Source organism: Aeromicrobium sp. 10G20-16, assembly GCF_055809665.1.
In genome coordinates this window covers 1,180,910-1,197,700 of the sequence record NZ_CM147919.1, presented here as the reverse complement: position 1 = coordinate 1,197,700, position 16,791 = coordinate 1,180,910, and the positions used below count along the sequence as shown (strand labels likewise).

General features: G+C 71.7%; 15 protein-coding genes. 10 read left to right on the top strand and 5 right to left on the bottom strand.

Annotated features, from left to right (window positions below; genetic code table 11):
- The first annotated feature begins 66 nt into the window (after positions 1-66).
- The 7 genes from moeZ (at position 67) to nudC (ending at position 8,956) form a co-directional block, all read left to right on the top strand.
- Positions 67-1,239: an adenylyltransferase/sulfurtransferase MoeZ gene (moeZ, locus tag AC0L5F_RS06040; protein ID WP_473315715.1), complete on the top strand. Its 1,173-nt coding sequence runs from the start codon at positions 67-69 to the stop codon at positions 1,237-1,239.
- Between the two features lie 73 nt (positions 1,240-1,312).
- Positions 1,313-1,624 (top strand): MGMT family protein, encoded by a 312-nt coding sequence (locus tag AC0L5F_RS06035; RefSeq protein ID WP_473315714.1) that lies wholly within the window; start codon positions 1,313-1,315, stop codon positions 1,622-1,624.
- 30 nt (positions 1,625-1,654) lie between these two features.
- Positions 1,655-2,218, top strand: coding sequence for a UvrD-helicase domain-containing protein (locus AC0L5F_RS06030; RefSeq protein WP_473315713.1), 564 nt, complete (start codon positions 1,655-1,657; stop codon positions 2,216-2,218).
- Positions 2,148-4,859, top strand: coding sequence for an ATP-dependent helicase (locus AC0L5F_RS06025; protein ID WP_473316159.1), 2,712 nt, complete (start codon positions 2,148-2,150; stop codon positions 4,857-4,859). The genes AC0L5F_RS06030 and AC0L5F_RS06025 overlap by 71 nt, the downstream gene beginning before the upstream one ends.
- On the top strand, positions 4,856-5,644 hold the full coding sequence (locus tag AC0L5F_RS06020) for a UvrD-helicase domain-containing protein (protein WP_473315712.1): 789 nt from the start codon (positions 4,856-4,858) through the stop codon (positions 5,642-5,644). The genes AC0L5F_RS06025 and AC0L5F_RS06020 overlap by 4 nt, the downstream gene beginning before the upstream one ends.
- Positions 5,645-5,657: 13 nt before the next feature.
- On the top strand, positions 5,658-8,057 hold the full coding sequence (locus tag AC0L5F_RS06015) for a 3'-5' exonuclease (RefSeq protein ID WP_473315711.1): 2,400 nt from the start codon (positions 5,658-5,660) through the stop codon (positions 8,055-8,057).
- Positions 8,058-8,062: 5 nt separating this feature from the next.
- Positions 8,063-8,956, top strand: coding sequence for an NAD(+) diphosphatase (gene nudC / locus AC0L5F_RS06010; RefSeq protein ID WP_473315710.1), 894 nt, complete (start codon positions 8,063-8,065; stop codon positions 8,954-8,956).
- On the opposite strand, the gene AC0L5F_RS06005 is transcribed toward nudC, so the two are convergent.
- Positions 8,953-9,195 carry a mycoredoxin gene (locus AC0L5F_RS06005; protein WP_473315709.1) on the bottom strand — a complete coding sequence of 81 codons (243 nt, stop codon included), beginning with the start codon at positions 9,193-9,195 and terminating at the stop codon, positions 8,953-8,955. The genes nudC and AC0L5F_RS06005 overlap by 4 nt on opposite strands.
- A gap of 83 nt (positions 9,196-9,278) precedes the next feature.
- Between AC0L5F_RS06005 and AC0L5F_RS06000 the strand changes: the two genes are divergently transcribed.
- Positions 9,279-11,330 (top strand): ATP-dependent DNA helicase UvrD2, encoded by a 2,052-nt coding sequence (locus tag AC0L5F_RS06000; RefSeq protein WP_473315708.1) that lies wholly within the window; start codon positions 9,279-9,281, stop codon positions 11,328-11,330.
- A gap of 646 nt (positions 11,331-11,976) precedes the next feature.
- Here AC0L5F_RS06000 and AC0L5F_RS05995 read toward each other — a convergent pair.
- The 4 genes from AC0L5F_RS05995 to AC0L5F_RS05980 form a co-directional block, all read right to left on the bottom strand.
- A complete protein-coding gene (locus AC0L5F_RS05995; protein WP_473315707.1) occupies positions 11,977-13,335 on the bottom strand; it encodes an ABC1 kinase family protein in 1,359 nt (452 codons plus the stop codon).
- Positions 13,336-13,359: 24 nt separating this feature from the next.
- Positions 13,360-13,905 carry a hypothetical protein gene (locus tag AC0L5F_RS05990; protein ID WP_473315706.1) on the bottom strand — a complete coding sequence of 182 codons (546 nt, stop codon included), beginning with the start codon at positions 13,903-13,905 and terminating at the stop codon, positions 13,360-13,362.
- Positions 13,800-14,240, bottom strand: coding sequence for a hypothetical protein (locus tag AC0L5F_RS05985; RefSeq protein ID WP_473315705.1), 441 nt, complete (start codon positions 14,238-14,240; stop codon positions 13,800-13,802). The genes AC0L5F_RS05990 and AC0L5F_RS05985 overlap by 106 nt, the downstream gene beginning before the upstream one ends.
- 125 nt (positions 14,241-14,365) lie before the next feature.
- Entirely contained in the window at positions 14,366-14,524 is a 159-nt protein-coding gene (locus AC0L5F_RS05980; protein WP_435709854.1) for a DUF5679 domain-containing protein, read from the bottom strand.
- A gap of 205 nt (positions 14,525-14,729) precedes the next feature.
- On the opposite strand from AC0L5F_RS05980, the gene AC0L5F_RS05975 reads away from it, so the two are divergent.
- The gene (locus AC0L5F_RS05975; protein WP_473315704.1) at positions 14,730-15,233 is read left to right on the top strand and encodes a M48 metallopeptidase family protein; all 504 of its coding nucleotides are present in this window, start codon (positions 14,730-14,732) and stop codon (positions 15,231-15,233) included.
- A 123-nt stretch (positions 15,234-15,356) separates the two neighbouring features.
- On the top strand, positions 15,357-16,724 hold the full coding sequence (locus AC0L5F_RS05970) for a pyridoxal phosphate-dependent decarboxylase family protein (RefSeq protein ID WP_473315703.1): 1,368 nt from the start codon (positions 15,357-15,359) through the stop codon (positions 16,722-16,724).
- Positions 16,725-16,791: the final 67 nt, after the last annotated feature.

The window sequence follows — 16,791 nt, the reverse complement described above, 5'->3', positions numbered from 1 at the left end:
CGGAGGTGTTGTTCACACTGTCCGCCCGAGGCCTGATGGCCGGACTCCCACGCAAAGGAGAAATTCGTGGTCGCCCCACTCGTGGAACCCGCAGACGAGCTCACCACCGACGAGGTGCGTCGCTACAGCCGTCACCTGATCATCCCCGACGTCGGGATGACCGGCCAGAAGCGGCTGAAGAACGCCAAGGTCCTCGTGATCGGTGCCGGCGGTCTCGGCAGCCCCGCGCTGCTGTACCTGGCAGCGGCCGGTGTCGGCACGCTCGGGATCATCGACGACGACGTCGTCGACGAGTCGAACCTGCAGCGCCAGGTCATCCACGGTCAGTCCGACATCGACAAGCCCAAGGTGACGTCGGCCGCCGAGTCGGTCGCGGAGATCAACCCCCACGTGACCGTCATCCAGCACGAGGCGCGGCTCGACACCGACAACGTGCTGGAGATCTTCGAGCCCTACGACCTCATCGTCGACGGCACCGACAACTTCGCCACGCGGTACCTGGTCAACGACGCTGCGGTCATCTTGAACAAGCCGTACGTGTGGGGCTCGATCTACCGCTTCGAGGGTCAGGTGTCGGTGTTCTGGGCCCAGGAGGGTCCGCAGTACCGCGACCTGTACCCCGAGCCCCCGCCGCCGGGCATGGTGCCGTCGTGCGCCGAGGGCGGCGTGCTGGGCGTGCTGTGCGCGTCGATCGGCTCGATCATGGTCACCGAGGCGATCAAGCTGATCACCGGCATCGGCGACCCGCTGATCGGCCGCCTGATGGTCTACGACGCGCTCGAGATGCGGTACACGACGCTGAAGGTCCAGCGCGACCCCAACGGCGTGCTGCCCACCGAGCTGATGAGCGACTACGAGGCGTTCTGCGGCGCGGTCAGCGAGGAGGCCGCCGACGCGGCTGCCGACTCCACCATCTCGGTGGCCACGCTCGACGGCTGGCTCAAGGAGCGTGCCGACGGTGGCCGCGACTTCACCCTGGTCGACGTCCGCGAGCCGAACGAGTACGAGATCAACCAGATCCCGGGCTCGGTGCTGATCCCCAAGGGCGAGTTCCTCAACGGCAACGCGCTGGAGCAGCTGCCCCAGGACAAGCAGGTCGTGCTGCACTGCAAGTCCGGTGCACGCTCCGCCGAGGCCCTCGCGGTGCTCAAGGGCGCCGGGTACTCCGACGCCGTGCACGTCGGCGGCGGCGTGGTGGCCTGGGTCAACCAGATCGACCCCTCCCAGCCCTCCTACTGATTCCCCAAATTTTGCGGGCCCAGGCACCATTTCGATCCCTCGGAACGGTGCTTGGGCCCGCAAAATTCGGGGCATGGAGACTGGGGTGATGGACGAGGCGTTCGTGGAGCGCGTGCTGGCGCTGGTGGAGTCGATCCCGGTGGGGCGGGTGCTGCCGTACGGGCACATCGCCGAGCACCTGGCCGCCGGCTACGGCCCGCGGTACGTGGGGCGCGTGATGTCCCTGGAGGGCTCGGCCGTGCCCTGGTGGCGCGTCGTGCGCGCCGACGGGACCATCGCCGGCCCGCTCATGGCCGAGGCGCAGATGCACTGGATGGAGGAGGGCACCCCGGTGCGCCGGGGGAGGGTCCACGTGGCCGAGGCCCTGTGGCACGTCGACGGCTGACTGTCGCACGCACGTGATTGGCTGACCTCGATGTCGATCACGTACGTGCGCCGTGCCGGTGCTCCCCAGTCCGAGGCGCCGCTGCTCGACGCCAGCCAGCAGGCGGTCATCGACCATCCCGGCGGCCCCCTGCGCGTGCTGGCCGGCCCCGGCACCGGCAAGACCACCACGCTGGTCGAGCTCGTGGTCGACCGCGTCGAGCGGCGCGGGCTCGATCCCGCCCAGGTGCTGGTGCTCACCTTCAGCCGCAAGGCCGCCGACGAGGTGCGGGCGCGCATCGCCCGCAGGCTCGTCGAGACGTCGGCCGTCGTCGACACCATGACGTTCCACTCCTTCTGCTACGGCCTGGTGCGTCGGTTCTCGCCGCCCGATCTGTTCGTGTCTCCGGTCCAGCTGATGCAGCTCACCGGAGCAGGACGCCGTGATCGCCGACCTCGTCGCCGGGCATCCGCCCACCGACTGGCCCGAACGGCTTCGCCCAGCCCTGCGCACCCGAGGGTTCGCCGCCGAGCTGCGTTCGCTCATGTCGGCCGCCGGGGTCAACGACCTCGGATCGGCCGACCTGGCCGACGTCGCCGCTGCGGCCGGACGTGACGACTGGGCGGCAGCGGCCGGGTTCTTCGAGGAGTACAACCAGGTCGCAGCGCTGCAGAACAAGTCCGACTACACCGACGTCGTGGTGCAGGCGGTGCGGCTGCTGCGCGATCCGGAGGTGCGGCGCGAGATGCGGGCGCAGTACTCGCTGGTCCTGGTGGACGAGTACCAGGACACCGACCCGCTGCAGGTGCAGCTGCTGCACGAGCTGGCCGGCGACGGCCGCGACCTGGTGGTCGTGGGAGACCCCGACCAGGCCATCTACGCCTTCCGCGGCGCCGACGTGCGCGGCATCGCGCAGTTCCCGCAGCAGTTCGGGGCCGACACCATCGCCCTGGGCACCACACGACGGTTCGGCCCGGCCATCCTCGCGGCCACGCGGGCCGTGGTCGATCGTCTCGGCGTCCCGGGGGCGCTCCCGGCCGAGACCCACGCGGCGTTCCGCCGCCTCGAGTCCACCGCGCCCACGACCGGCGAGGTGGTGGTCCAGACCTACGCGTCGGCCACCGCCGAGGGCGAGGACATCGCGCGCATGCTGCGCCAGGCCCACCTCACCCCCGACCCGGCTGACGCCGTCGGCTGGAGCGAGATGGCGGTCCTGGTGCGCACGTCGGCCGAGCTGCACCGGCTGGAGCGCGTGCTGGTGTCGCAGGGCGTCCCGGTCGAGGTCGCCGGGGACGAGATCCCGCTGGCCGGCGAGTCGGCCGTGCGGTCGCTGCTGGCGGCCGTGCGGGTCGCCGTCCACGTGGCCGAGGACCGTCCGATCCCCACCGACGAGGCCCTCGCGGTCCTCACCGGTCCCATCGGGCGTCTGGACGCCTCCGAGATCCGTCGGGTGAGCAGGCACCTGCGCGCCGCCGACATGGACCGCGCCGACGGTCCCCGCCCGTCGCACGAGCTCCTCGCGGCGGCTCTGGCGCAGCCCATGGACACCGCCGTGCAGGGCGAGGCGCCGGCCACCCAGGACGCTCTCGACCGTGTGCACCGCGTCGCCACCGCGGTGCGGCTGGCCGCACGTCAGGTGCGCGAGCGCGAGGCGCCCGAGCAGGTGCTCTGGACCCTGTACGCAGCCACGGACTGGCCCGCCCGACTGCTGAGGACGGCCGAGAGCGGAGGCGAGGGCAGTCTGCGCGCCCACCGGGACCTCGATGCGCTCGTCGCGCTGTTCCAGCGGGCCGCGTGGGCCGAGGAGTCCGGCACCCGCCGCACGATCGCCACCCTCGTCGAGCAGCTGCAGGCGCAGCAGATCCCGGCCGACACCCTGGCCGAGGCCGGAGTGCGGGGCACTGCGGTCAGGCTGATGACCGCGCACCGGTCCAAGGGCCTGGAGTGGCGCCTCGTGGTCGTGGCGGGGGTCCAGGAGGGCAGCTGGCCGATCACGCGCCCCTCCGGCTCGTTCCTGCACGCCGACCGGCTCGGACCCGACGGCGTGGTGCCGCCGCCGTCGCTGTCGGCCCGGCTGGCCGACGAGCGCCGGCTCTTCTACGTCGCCTGCACCCGAGCCACCGAACGGCTGGTGGTCACGGCCGTGCGCAGCGCCGACGACGACGGCGACCAGCCGTCGCGATTCGTCGAGGAGATCGCTCCGCACGCCACCAGCGGCGACGTCGACGCCCCCTTGCCCCGCCCGCGGCACCCGTTCAACCTCCGGGGTGTCGTCGCGGAGCTGCGAGCGCTCGCCGAGGACAGCGAGGACCCCGTCGTGCGCCACGGAGCGGCCGAGCGCCTGGCGCGTCTCGCCGCTCTCGACACCTGGGCCACGAGGCCGGCCCGGCCCGACCGCTGGTGGGGCACCCGACCGGTCACCGAGAACGCGGTTCCGGTGCGTGATGCGCAGCAGCCCGTTCCGCTGAGCGGCAGCACCGTCGCCGCCCTGACCGAGTGCCCGCTCAAGTGGTTCCTCGCGCACGAGGTGCGCGGGGAGTCCGGCACCACGTCCGCCCAGGGATTCGGCTCCATCGTGCACGCGATCGCCGCCGACGTCGTCCGGCGCGGGACGCCGGCCGAGCCGCAGGACCTCCTCCACACCCTCGATGCCGTCTGGCACCACCTCGAGTTCGCCGCCCCGTGGATCAGCGAGCGTGAGCGCGCCCAGGCGCACCTCGCGCTCGAGCGGTTCGCGCGGTGGCACGCGGAGTCCTCCCGCGATGTCGTGGCCGCGGAGCACCCGTTCGAGGTCACCATCGACATCGGCGACGACGTCGTCGTGATGCGCGGGTCGATGGACCGGGTCGAGGTGGCGGCCGACGGGCTCGTGCACGTCGTCGACCTCAAGACCGGCAAGCGGGCGCCCAGGCCCACTGACATCGCCGTCGACCCCCAGCTCGGTGTCTACCAGCTGGCGGTGCAGCACGGGGCGGTCGACGACGTCGTTCCCGGCGCCGGTCCCGGCGGGGCCGAGCTCGTCCAGCTGCGCGACGCCAAGGACCAGCTGCCCCGGGTGCAGCAGCAGCCGCCCCCGGTGCCGGGTGAGCCGTTCGTGGCTCTCGACCAGGTCGCCGCCTCGGTGCACACGGTGCGGGCGGAGCGCTGGGTCGCCACCCCGTCGGAGAAGTCATGCCAGTACTGCGCCTTCCGTTCGGCGTGCCCGGCCCAGCCCGAGGGCGCCCCGACCGTCGGCGTCCGGGAGGCCGACCGATGAGTCGTTCCGTGCGCGACGCCGAGCATCTGTGCGAGCTCCTCGGCATTCCCTTCAGCGACGAGCAGCTGGCCGCCGTCACGGCGCCCGCCGACGCCGCACAGGCCATCATCGCCGGTGCCGGCTCCGGCAAGACCACGGTCATGGCGGCACGGGTGGTGTGGTTGGTGGGTCATGACGGCCTCGACCCCGCGAGCCTGCTCGGGCTCACGTTCACCAACAAGGCGGCGGGCGAGCTCGGGCAGAGGGTGCGGGCGTCCCTGGCCCGGCTCGACCTCGTGCCGGACCAGGGCGAGGAGCTCGGCGAGCCCGCGGTCGCCACGTACCACGCCTTCGCCGGTCAGCTGATCACCGAGTTCGGCCTGCTCAGCGGGCTCGAGCCGGATCTCCGGGTCCTGGCCGACGCCACCCGCTTCCAGCTCGCAGCACGCGCGGTCGCCACCTTCGACGGCTCCCTGGCGGAGATCTCGGTGCACGCCCCCACCCTCGTGCTGTACATCCTCGGCCTGGAGAGCCAGCTGTCGGAGCACCTCGTCGACACCGGCACGGTGCGCGATCACGCCGCGCGCGTCCTGCGCGAGGTCGAGCAGGTGCCGATTGAGCGCGTCAATGCCAAGCAGGGCACGGGGTGGCGACAGAAGGACGCCGACGCCGTGTGCTCGGCCGCCCGCCGGCGCATCGAGATCACCCGGCTGGTCGACCGCTACCGCGAGATCAAGGTCGAGCACGGGGTCATGGACTTCAGCGACCAGATGCGCTGGGGCGCCGAGCTGCGCGGCGATCCCTGAGGTCGGGGAGACCTTGCGCGAGCGGCACGGCGTCGTGCTGCTCGACGAGTACCAGGACACCTCGGTCGCGCAGCACCTGCTGCTGCGCCGGCTGTTCGAGGGGCACGGCGTCACCGCGGTGGGCGACCCGGCGCAGAGCATCTACGGGTGGCGCGGCGCCGCAGCCGACAACCTGCTGGGCTTCCTCGACGACTTCCCGTCGGCCGGGGGGCAGCGCGGCTCGTCGCACTCGCTGCACGTCACGCGTCGGTGCGCGCCCGAGGTCATCGACCTCGCCAACCGCCTGGCGGCACCGTTCTACGAGCACACGGCCGAGGTCGTGCCGCTGCAGGCCGCGCCCGACAACGCTCCCGGTCACGTCTCGGCGGCGCTGCACGCCACGGTGCAGGACGAGATCGACGACCTGGTGCGGCGGGTGGTCGCCTGCCACGCCGACGGCACCGACTGGCACGAGATCGCCGTGCTGGTGCGGGTGGCCAAGGAGAACGGTCCCCTCGTCGAGGCCTTGCGCTCGGCCGGCGTCCCGGTCGAGGTCGTCGGCATGACCGGCCTGCTGCACCAGCCCGAGATCCGCGACGTCCTGAGCGTGCTCGAGCTGCTGCACGACGTCACGGCCAACCCGGCGCTCATCCGCCTGCTCACCGGACCCCGCTGGCGCATCGGTGGACGCGACCTCGCCCTGCTCGGCCGTCGGGCCCAGGCGCTCGGTGGCGTCCGTGCCGTGGGGGCGTCGGACGAGACACCCGACGAGGCGCTGCAGCGAGAGCTCGCGGCGGCCGTGGCCGGCGTCGACCCCGCCGACATCGTGGCCCTGGCCGAGGCGTTGGACGACCCCGGCGACCTGCCCTACTCGACGGAGGCTCTGCGCCGGTTCGCGGAGCTGGCCGCGATGCTGCGCGACCTGCGGTCCCACCTCGACGAGCCCCTGGCTGACCTCGCCCGACGGGTCGTGCGCGTGCTCGACCTCGACGTCGAGCTCCTGGTGCGGCGCGACGCCATCGGTCCCGACAACGTGTCGGCGCTGATCGACGCCATCGCTGCGTACGCCGAGAACGACCGATACGCCGATCTCGCCGGCCTGATGGCCTACCTGGAGGCCGAGGACGACTACGCCGGTGGGCTGGAGGTCGCCTCGCCCAGCGAGTCGGACTCGGTCAAGCTGCTCACGGCGCACCGCGCGAAGGGCTTGGAGTACGACGCGGTGTTCGTGCCGCTGCTGAGCCGCACCGTGTTCCCCAACACCCTCGGCCGGCCGAGGTGGACCACCAATCCCGTCGCCCTGCCGATCGAGCTGCGGGGCGACGTCGCCAGCCTGCCGGACGTCAGCGGGTGGTCCGCGGCCGAGCTCGACGAGTTCAACGAGCTCTGGAAGGCCGATGCCCTGCTGGAGGAGAACCGGTTGGCGTACGTCGCCTTCACCCGCGCCAGGGTCGCGCTGCACGTCAGCGGCCACCACTGGGGGCGCACCCAGAAGGCGCCGCTGGGACCCTCGCCGTTCCTGCTGGCCGTGCACGAGTGGCTGACCGCCAGAGGCGACACCCCGACCGTCTGGGCCCCGCCGCCGGCGGACGGCGAGAACCCGTTCGCGGCCTTCGCCGCCGAGCACGCCTGGCCCGCGCCCCTCGGCGGACTCGACCGACGGATCGAGGCGGCGGAGCAGGTGGCTGCCGCGGTTCGCGGGTCGGTCCCCGTGCCACCGGAGCCGTCGACGCCCGATGTCTCCGGGCGTGAGAGCCTGGCGCGCATCGACGAGCAGCTCGACGTGCTGCTGGCCGAGGCGGCCGAGCTCGAGGCACCGGTCCGCGAGGTCGCCCTGCCCGGCACCCTGTCGACCACGGCGATGATGTCGGTCGCGGCCGACGAGCAGGCGTTCCTGCGCCAGCTCGCGCGTCCTGTGCCCCGACGCCCGTCGGCCGCAGCGCGGTTCGGCACGCGCTTCCACGCCCGCATCGAGGCGCACTACGGCCGCCAGGTGCTCCTGGACCCCACCGACCTGCCGGGTGCCGGTGACGACGGGATCGACACCGATCCCGAGCTCGACCGCCTGTTCGCGGCCTTCGTCGACGGCGAGTTCGGTGACCGTGATCCGCACACCATCGAGGCGCCGTTCAGCCTGCGGCTCGGCGGACGGCAGGTCATCGGGCGCATCGATGCCGTCTTCGCGATCACGTTGCCCGATGGATCCGCCGGTTTCGAGGTGGTCGACTGGAAGACCAACGTCGACGCCGACGCCGACCCGTTGCAGCTCGCGGTGTACCGGCTGGGCTGGGCCGAGCGGGTCGGGATCGACCCGGCCCGCGTCATCGGGGCCTTCCACTACGTGCGGCTCGGCCGCACCGACCGGTTCGACGACCTGCCGGGCCGGGAGGAGCTGGAGTCCCTGCTCGACGCGGAGGCGCCGGGTCTACCGTGACAGGCGTGACCCTCACCGATCAGGCGTTCGCCTTCTACCGCACCGCCCACGACCGCGCCGCCCACCTGCGCAAGGACGACGCCTGGCGGTCCGCCGACGGCGATCTGCGGGTGCTGGTGCTCGGTGGCGAGCACGTCTCCACCGACGGCCAGGGTTCGATCGCCTGGGTCGAGGAGGATCGCGCGCCTGACGGCGAGTGGTTGTTCCTCGGCTATCGCGACGGCACCCGCCACGCCGCCGTCGTGGTCGATCGGGTGCCCGCCGAGCTGAACCCCACCAGTCTGCGCATGATCGGACCGTCGCTGACCGCCGACGACGCCTCGTTGGGCGTGCACGCGGTGGGCATCGCGCGCTGGCACGAGAAGCACCAGTTCTGCGCGACCTGCGGAGCACCGTCGGTGCCGGCCGAGGCGGGCCACATCCGCATCTGCACCGCGTGCGGAACCCACCACTTCCCGCGCACCGACCCGGCCGTCATCATGCTGATCACCGACGACCAGGACCGCGCGCTGCTGGGACGCCAGCCGGTCTGGCCGGAGGGACGCTTCTCCACGTTGGCCGGATTCGTCGAGCCGGGGGAGTCCCTGGAGGACGCGGTGCGACGCGAGGTGGCCGAAGAGGTCGGTGTCCAGGTCGGCGAGGTGCGCTATGCAGGCAGCCAGCCGTGGCCGTTCCCCTCGAGCCTGATGCTGGGGTTCTTCGGCTCGGCCGTCAGCGCGGACGCCGGGGCCGACATCCGCGTCGACCACGACGAGATCGCCGAGGCCAGGTGGTTCACCCGCGAGGAGGTCACCGAGATGACCGCTTCAGCAGACCTGCTGCTGCCGCCGAACGTCTCGATCTCCCGAGCGCTCATCCAGGCGTGGCACGGCGGCGAGATCCACGGCAGGTGGGCCTAGGAGGCCAGCTTCTCGCGCACCTGGGCGACCGACGGGTTGGTCAACGCAGAGCCGTCGGCGAACACGAGCGTCGGCACGGTCTGGTTGCCGCCGTTGGCCTTCTCGACGATCTCCGCGGAGGCAGGATCCTGCTCGATGTCGACCTCGTCGAACTCGATGCCCTCTCGCTTGAGCTGCGACTTCAGGCGATGGCAGTAGCCACACCAGGGCGTCGAGTAGAGGGTGAATGAGCCGGCCATGTTCTGTCTCCTTCGAGGACTAGTCTGCTGACGTCAACGTTCCCACACCCGCCCGCATTCCTCGCGACCGAACAGGAGCCCCGGTGACCGACGCCGACCGTCTGCTCGACGGACTCGACCCCGAGCAGCGCGAGGTCGCCACCTCCCTGCGTGGTCCCGTCACGGTCATCGCCGGAGCCGGCACCGGCAAGACCCGGGCCATCACGCACCGCATCGCCTACGGCGTCGCCACGGGTCTGTACGAGCCGTCGGAGGTGCTGGCGGTCACCTTCACCACGCGAGCGGCCGGCGAGATGCGCGGACGGCTGGCCAACCTCGGCGCCCCCGGGGTGCAGGCACGCACCTTCCACTCCGCCGCCCTGCGTCAGGCGCGCTACTTCTGGCCCCGGGCCATCGGGTCGGCGTTCCCCGACATCGTCGACTCCAAGTTCGGGCTCGTCGGTGCGGCGGCACGTCGGGTGGGTGTGCGCGGCGACAACGCCCTGATCCGCGACCTGTCCGCCGAGATCGAGTGGGCCAAGGTCAGCACCGTCTCGCCGGCCGACTACCCGGCGCGAGCACGCTCGGGCAACCGGCAGGTGGGCGACCTCGACGCCGTCACGGTCTCGCAGGTGCTGTCCGCCTACGAGGAGGTCAAGGGTGTCGAGCGCATCGACATGGAGGACATCCTCCTGGTCACCGCCTCGATCCTGGGCGAGAACCCGGAGGTCGCCGCGGCCGTGCGCCGGCAGTACCGCTGGTTCGTCGTCGACGAGTTCCAGGACGTCAACCCGTTGCAGTCCTTGCTGCTCGACCTGTGGCTCGGCGGTCGCGACGACGTCTGCGTGGTCGGCGACCCCAAGCAGACGATCTACTCGTTCGCCGGGGCGTCGCCGAGCCTCCTGGCGTCGTTCTCCCGCCGCTTCGAGCACGGCGAGCGCCACGAGCTGGTCCGCAACTACCGGTCCACCCCGCAGATCGTCGCCGTGGCCAATGCGGTCTTCAGCCGGGGAGGCCGCTCCGACGGTGTCGTGCTGCAGGCCCAGCGCGAGCCCGGCGACCCCGTCACCTACGTCGGCCACCCCGACGAGCCCACTGAGGCGCAGGCCGTCGCCAACGAGATCGCCCTGCTGCACCGCCGCGGCGTGCCCTACCGCGAGATGGCGGTGCTGTACCGCATCAACGCCCAGTCCGAGGCCTACGAGGAGGCACTGGGCGAGCACGGCATCCCGTACACGCTGCGTGGCGGCGAGGGCTTCTTCCGCCGGACCGAGGTCCGTCAGGCCGTGGCACTGCTGCGCGCCGACGTGCAGAGCACCTCGGCCGACGGTCGCGACGACTTCATCGACGACGTCCGCAACATCCTCGCCGGCATCGGCTACAGCGACACCGCTCCCACCGGCGCGGGCGAGGTCCGCAACCGGTGGGAGTCGCTCAGCGCCATCGTCGGCATGGCGCGCGACCTCGCCGACGAGAACGAGCAGGCCACCATGGCCGACCTCGTCGCCGACCTGGAGCGCCGCGCTGCCGCCGCGCACGCCCCGGCCGCCGACGGCGTCACCCTGGCCACCATCCACTCGGCCAAGGGCCTGGAGTGGGACGCGGTGTTCTGCGTCGGCATGCAGGAGGGCACGGTGCCCAGTCCGTTCGCCCAGACGCCGGCCGAGATCGAGGAGGAGCGCCGGCTGTTCTACGTGGCGGTCACCCGCGCTCGGCACACGCTCATGGTGTCGTGGGCGGCCGCCCGTCGTCTCGGCGGGCGCGGCAACCGCGGCCCCACACGATTTCTCGACACGCTGCTCCCGGCCGGGCACGAGTCACGGCAGACCGCCAACCAGCCCCGGCAGCGCAAGGTGGCCAAGTGCCGGGTGTGCAACCAGGTCCTGGCCGTGGCGGACCGCAAGCGGGGCCGTTGCGAGGACTGCCCCTCCACCTACGACGAGACGCTGTACGAGAACCTGCGCGAGTGGCGCACCCGGGAGGCCGCCGAGATCGGCAAGCCGGCCTACGTCGTCTTCACCGACGCCACCTTGCAGTCCATCGCCGAGATGAAGCCTGCAGACGCCGACGCCCTGTCACACGTCCCCGGGATCGGCCCCGCCAAGCTGGAGCGCTACGCCGAACCCGTCCTCGAGCTGGTGGCCGGCGCGACCTGATCCGTTCGGTCGGGTCGCGTGAGCTGTTGGGTGTGGTTCGCCTCGGCCTGCGGCCTCACGGTCGCTGCGCTCCCTGGCGAACGGTCTGGTCGCCCGGCCTCACGGTCGATGCGGTCCCTGGCGAACGGTTTGGTCGCCAAGGAGGCCGCTTGCGGCCGACTGTGAGCGAAGCGAGGCGGCCACGGGCGACGGGCTCGGGCGAGCTGGTGGGTGTGGTTCGCCTCGGCCTGCGGCCTCACGGTCGCTGCGCTCCCTGGCGAACGGCCTGGTCGCCCGGCCTCACGGTCGCTGCGGTCCCTGGCGAACGGTTTGGTCGCCAAGGAGGCCGCTTGCGGCCGACTGTGAGCGAAGCGAGGCGGCCACGGGCGACGGGCTCGGGCGAGCTGGTGGGTGTGGTTCGCCTCGGCCTGCGGCCTCACGGTCGCTGCGCTCCCTGGCGAACGGCCTGGTCGCCCGGCCTCACGGTCGCTGCGGTCCCTGGCGAACGGTCTGGCCGCCAAGGAGGCCGCTTGCGGCCGACTGTGAGCGAAGCGAGGCGGCCCCAGGCGACGGGCTTGGGCGAGCACGTGCACTCACCGACGCCTCGCCGTCGGGCGCCTTCGGCGCGTGACGCTCACGCTGCGCTGGCGCGCTCGCACGCTCGTCGCTAGCGCTCCTCGGTGCTCGCGAATCCGGGGAGGTCGGTCATGAGGATCTCGCGAAAGGGTGCGGTGGCGCCCAGCTGGCTGAGCACGCCCATGCCGCCGAGCCACACCCGGTGGATCAGCATGTACTCCGGCGGCAGGTTGAACTGCAGCGCGGTGCCCATGCCGTCCGAGCTGGGGGCGCTGACACGAGTCATCTGCCCACGCATCCACTCGCGGCTGAAGGTGAAGGTGTCGTGTGCCGCCGGCTCCACGAACGGGCCGAAGTACCGGCCCACCGACTCGGCGTCCAGCTTGCTGCCCGCACGAAGGAAGCCCAGCTCGACCAAGCCGTCGCGCACGGCATCGAAGTCTCCGTCGACGCTGAGCCGGATCAGTCGGCCCATGGCCGTCGGCAGTCCGTCCGGGAGACGGGCCACCGCGCCGAAGTCGAGAACACCCACACGACCATCCGGCATGATCCGGAAGTTGCCGGGGTGCGGGTCGGCGTGCAGCATCCCGGCACGACGCGGTCCGGCGAACAGGAACCGACCGTAGATCTCGCCGTAGTGGTCGCGATCGTCCTGCGACCCGTCCGCGATGACGTGAGCGAGGGAGTGCTCCGACTCCAGCCAGGTGGCGACGAGCAGACGTTCCGTGTGGTGCACGGGCTCGGGAACCACGATCTGGGGGTCGTCGGTGAACGCGTCGAAGAACGCCCGGTTGGCCTCGGCCTCGAGACGGTAGTCGAGCTCCTCGATCACCCGGTCCTGCAGCTCCTTGACCAGCGGCTTGACGTCGAGTCCCGGGACCAGCACGCCGAACATCCGGGACAGCCGTGAGATCTGCCGCAGGTCGGCGCGCAGCGCCTTGGCAGCGCCCGGGTACTGCAGCTTGACCGCCACCTCGCGGCCGTCGTGCCACACCGCCCGGTGCACCTGGCCGATGGAAGCGGCTGCCGCCGGGACGTCGTCGAACTGCTGGAACTGCTCGCGCCACTGCTCACCGAGCTCGGTGACCATCACGCGGTGCACCACACCGGGTGGCATCGGGGGAGCGGCGTCCTGCAGCCGGGTCAGGGTCTCCCGGTAGGGACCGATCAGCTCCTCGGGAAGGGCGGCCTCGAAGATGCTCATGGCCTGGCCGAACTTCATGGCCCCGCCCTTGAGCTGGCCGAGCACGGAGAAGATCTGGTCGGCCGTGCGTCGTTGCACCTCGTCGAGGACGATGTTGGCCGGCGTGCCGACCATGCGCTTGCCCAGCCCCAGCGTCGTGCGGCCGGCGAATCCGACCGGCAGGGACGCGAGGCGTGCCGTGCGGGAGAACGCACTACCGCTCAACGACCGACCGTCCCTGCGCTCGTCGTCGTCCCTCTCGGCCACGTCGTCAGGGTAGTCCCGCGCTGTTCAGCCTGCTCGGTTCTGTGCCGGTGGCAGCAGTGCGCACGAGCAGCGGTGGTGGAAGGAGATCGAGCGCACGTCGCGGTCCGCCGGGTCAGGTCCGAGGCTCACCACCCCACCCGGGTGCGCGGACCATCGCCGGTCGGCCAGAGCCACGATGGCCGACGCGATCTCCGCGGCCGCGACGTGCCGCAGCACGGCTCCGGGCGCTGGTGGGTTGTGCTGGGCACCGCGACGACCGAGCTGCGGCAGCAGCGCCGACCAGGCCGGTTCCCAGTCGACGCGGTGGTGGTCCTCGCACTCCAGGCACGGCGTGAGTCCGGGGAGCACGAGAGGCCCGACCCGCACCACCGCCTCGTCGAGCCGCACGACCAGGTGCGCGATGCGACGGCGCACCGCTTCGGTCAGTGACTCTCGACCCGGTTCGCCGCTGGAGGCGATCACCATCAGGTCCGCGTCGTCGTGCGGGACGACCGCGGCGCCGACGTCATCGATGACCGTCGACGTGGTCTCGAGCAGCGACTGCGTGCCCGGGTCACCGTGCAGACCCACGCGTGTCCGCTTCCGCGCCGACACCGCGGCTGGGTCGCGCTGCGACAGCGCCAGGTGGCGGGCCTCCTCGGGCCGCCAGCTCCGCACCGGCCCGCGTCGAGCACCGCGCCCACGGCGGTCAGGTACGTCAGCACGGCCGCGACGTCGTCGCCGATCTCCGGCACGTGCGCGGCCAGCCACTCGTGCCCGTGCACCCCGTCGAGGGCCAGCAGCAGGCGCTGCAGGCCGGGCCGGTCGGCGACGACCACGCCGGGGGAGGTGCCGACCTGCAGGTGCAGGGCGTCGCGACGCAGCACGGTCGCCCCGGGACGCAGCATGGGTCGGGAGATCGCCATGACGCCACTGTGGTCGGTGCGGGCGCCGGCTGGACGATGCTGTCCACAGATGCGTGCTGTCCACAGACGCGCGAACGGGGACCCGATCAGTGATCGGGTCCCCGTTCAAGGGTGGGGAAGAGGGGTCAGGCCTTGCCGAGGATTCGGTTCAGCTTGGTGCTGCAGACCGGGCAGACGCCCTTGGCCATCTTGGTGCCCTTGTCGCTGACGTGGATCTCACCGGTCGCCTCGCGCTTTTCCTTGCACTTGACGCAGTAGAACTCGCCACTCCATGTTTCCGCCATCTTCCGGCCTCCTTGCCGATCGATCACAGGCTGGGTGTGGTGCCTGTCACGGTCACCCTACGCGTGCGGAGCCTGAAAAGGCAGCAATGAGGGCACCAGTGGTCGACGCGGTGTCACAGTGGTTTTCCACTCTTGTGGATAAGTCTGGGGACACCGTGTGGGGATCGCCGACGTCGATGTGGACAAACGGACCTAGTCTGCTGTCATGGCCGAGGTCGAGATCCGACGCAGCACGCGTCGCACGCGCACGGTCCGCGCCTACCGCGAGGGCGACAAGACCATCGTGCTGATGCCGGCGCACCTGACCCGTGCGCAGGAGGCCGAGCACGTGCGCGACCTCGTGGCGCGGCTCGATCGCCGCGAGCGGCGGCGGGTGCCGTCGGACGACGCGCTGATGCAGCGCGCCGCGGTGTTGTCCGAGCGCTGGCTGGACGGCCGCGCGGTTCCGGCCTCGGTGCGATGGGTCACGAACCAGAGCTCTCGCTGGGGTTCGTGCACCAGCGTCGACCGCACCATCCGGCTCTCCCACCGGCTGCAGGGCATGCCGGCCGAGGTGGTCGACTACGTGCTGCTGCACGAGCTGGCACACCTGATCGAGGCCAACCACAGCAAGAAGTTCTGGGCGCTGCTGTCGGACTACCCGCACCTCGAACGCGCACAGGGCTTTCTGGACGGGGTCGCCTGGCGCGGGCGGTCTGCGCCGCGCTGACCCGCACGGGTCGGTCCAACTCCCGGTGCCGCGCCGCGCGCCAGTGCTCGGCCTGCGCGTCGCGGAGGTCTATTCTGGGGACAGGCGGGGGAGAAGTCATCGGGGTCCGGGGGACAAGGCCTGATGACGGCTCTCCACGGCGGTGATCGGCGGGACGACGTGCACGACTTTGCGCTGCAGGATCGTCAAGTGCTGAGCGAGGTCGCCGCCTGGATCGCGGACCGCCGGAATCTTCCGCTGCCCGTGAGGGTCGGCGGGAACGAGCTTCCGGCGGTGACGGCGACGGGCATCGGCATCGCCTCGACCTGGCCCGTGGTGCGCGACCTGGTGCTCGCGACCGCCTTTCCCACCGACCATCAGCGCTACCTGGCCTTCGTCGGAGGTGCGCCGACCTCGGCTGCCATCATCGCGGACGCCGCGCTGTCGGCGGCCGCGGTCTACGGCGGGAGCGAGCTGGAGGCAGGCGACGTCGTGGTCGCCGAGCGGGCAGCGGTCCGCTGGTTGTGCGACCTGGTCGGCTACCCCGAGACGGCCCACGGGGTCTTCGTCAGCGGCGGCTCGTTGGCGAACCTCAGTGCACTGGTCGCGGCTCGGCACGGTTGGGTGGCGCCCGACGGCGGACTGCCGAACGTCATCGTGGCCGGGGCGTCGGTGCACTCCTCGATCCGAGCCGCGGCCGACATCATGGGTTGTCGTGTCGTGGTCGCCGGATCGCCGGATCGCCGTCTCGGGGGCGACGAGGTGATGGCGGTCCTGGACTCGCTGGACCCGGCCGACGTCGTCGCGGTCGTGGCCAACGCCGGTGCGACCAACACCGGGATGGTCGATGCCCTGGACGAGATCGCCGACTGCTGCGAGGTGCTCGGCCTGTGGATGCACGTCGATGCCGCCTACGGCGGTGCAGCGCTGACCGTGCCCCACCAGCGCGCGACCTTCGAGGGCATCGCGCGCTCCTCGTCGGTCACCATCGATCCCCACAAGTGGCTGTTCACCCCCCTCGACTGCGCCGCCGTCCTGTATCTCGAGCCCGGTGCGGCACGGTCCGCCCATCGGCAACGAGCGGCGTACCTGGAGTCCGTGAGCGTCGACGACGCCGACAACCCGGCCGACTACGCGGCCCATCTGTCCCGACGCGCTCGCGGACTGCCGATCTGGGCCTCGTTGGTCGCGAACGGCACCGACGCCTACGCTGACGCCGTCGAGGAGTGCCTCGACCTCGCCCGGTACGCGGCCAAGCAGATCGCCGACCTGCCCCATCTCGACCTGGCCACCGAGCCGCACCTGTCGGTGGTGCTGTTCACCCGGCACGGATGGGGATGGGCCGAGTACTCGCGGTGGTCGTCGCGCACGCGTGAGCAGGGACTGGCCCTCGTCACGCCCACCTACTTCCGCGGATCGGCCGTGCTGCGGCTGTGCTTCGTCAATCCGCTCACCACGGTCGCCGACATCGACCTGGTCCTCAGCAGCCTGGAGTCCGATGACCTCGGCTGAGCAGGGCGCGCACAGGAACCGCCGCCGAACGGCCGGCGAGCGAGTTCAGCTCGTTCTCTCACCGATG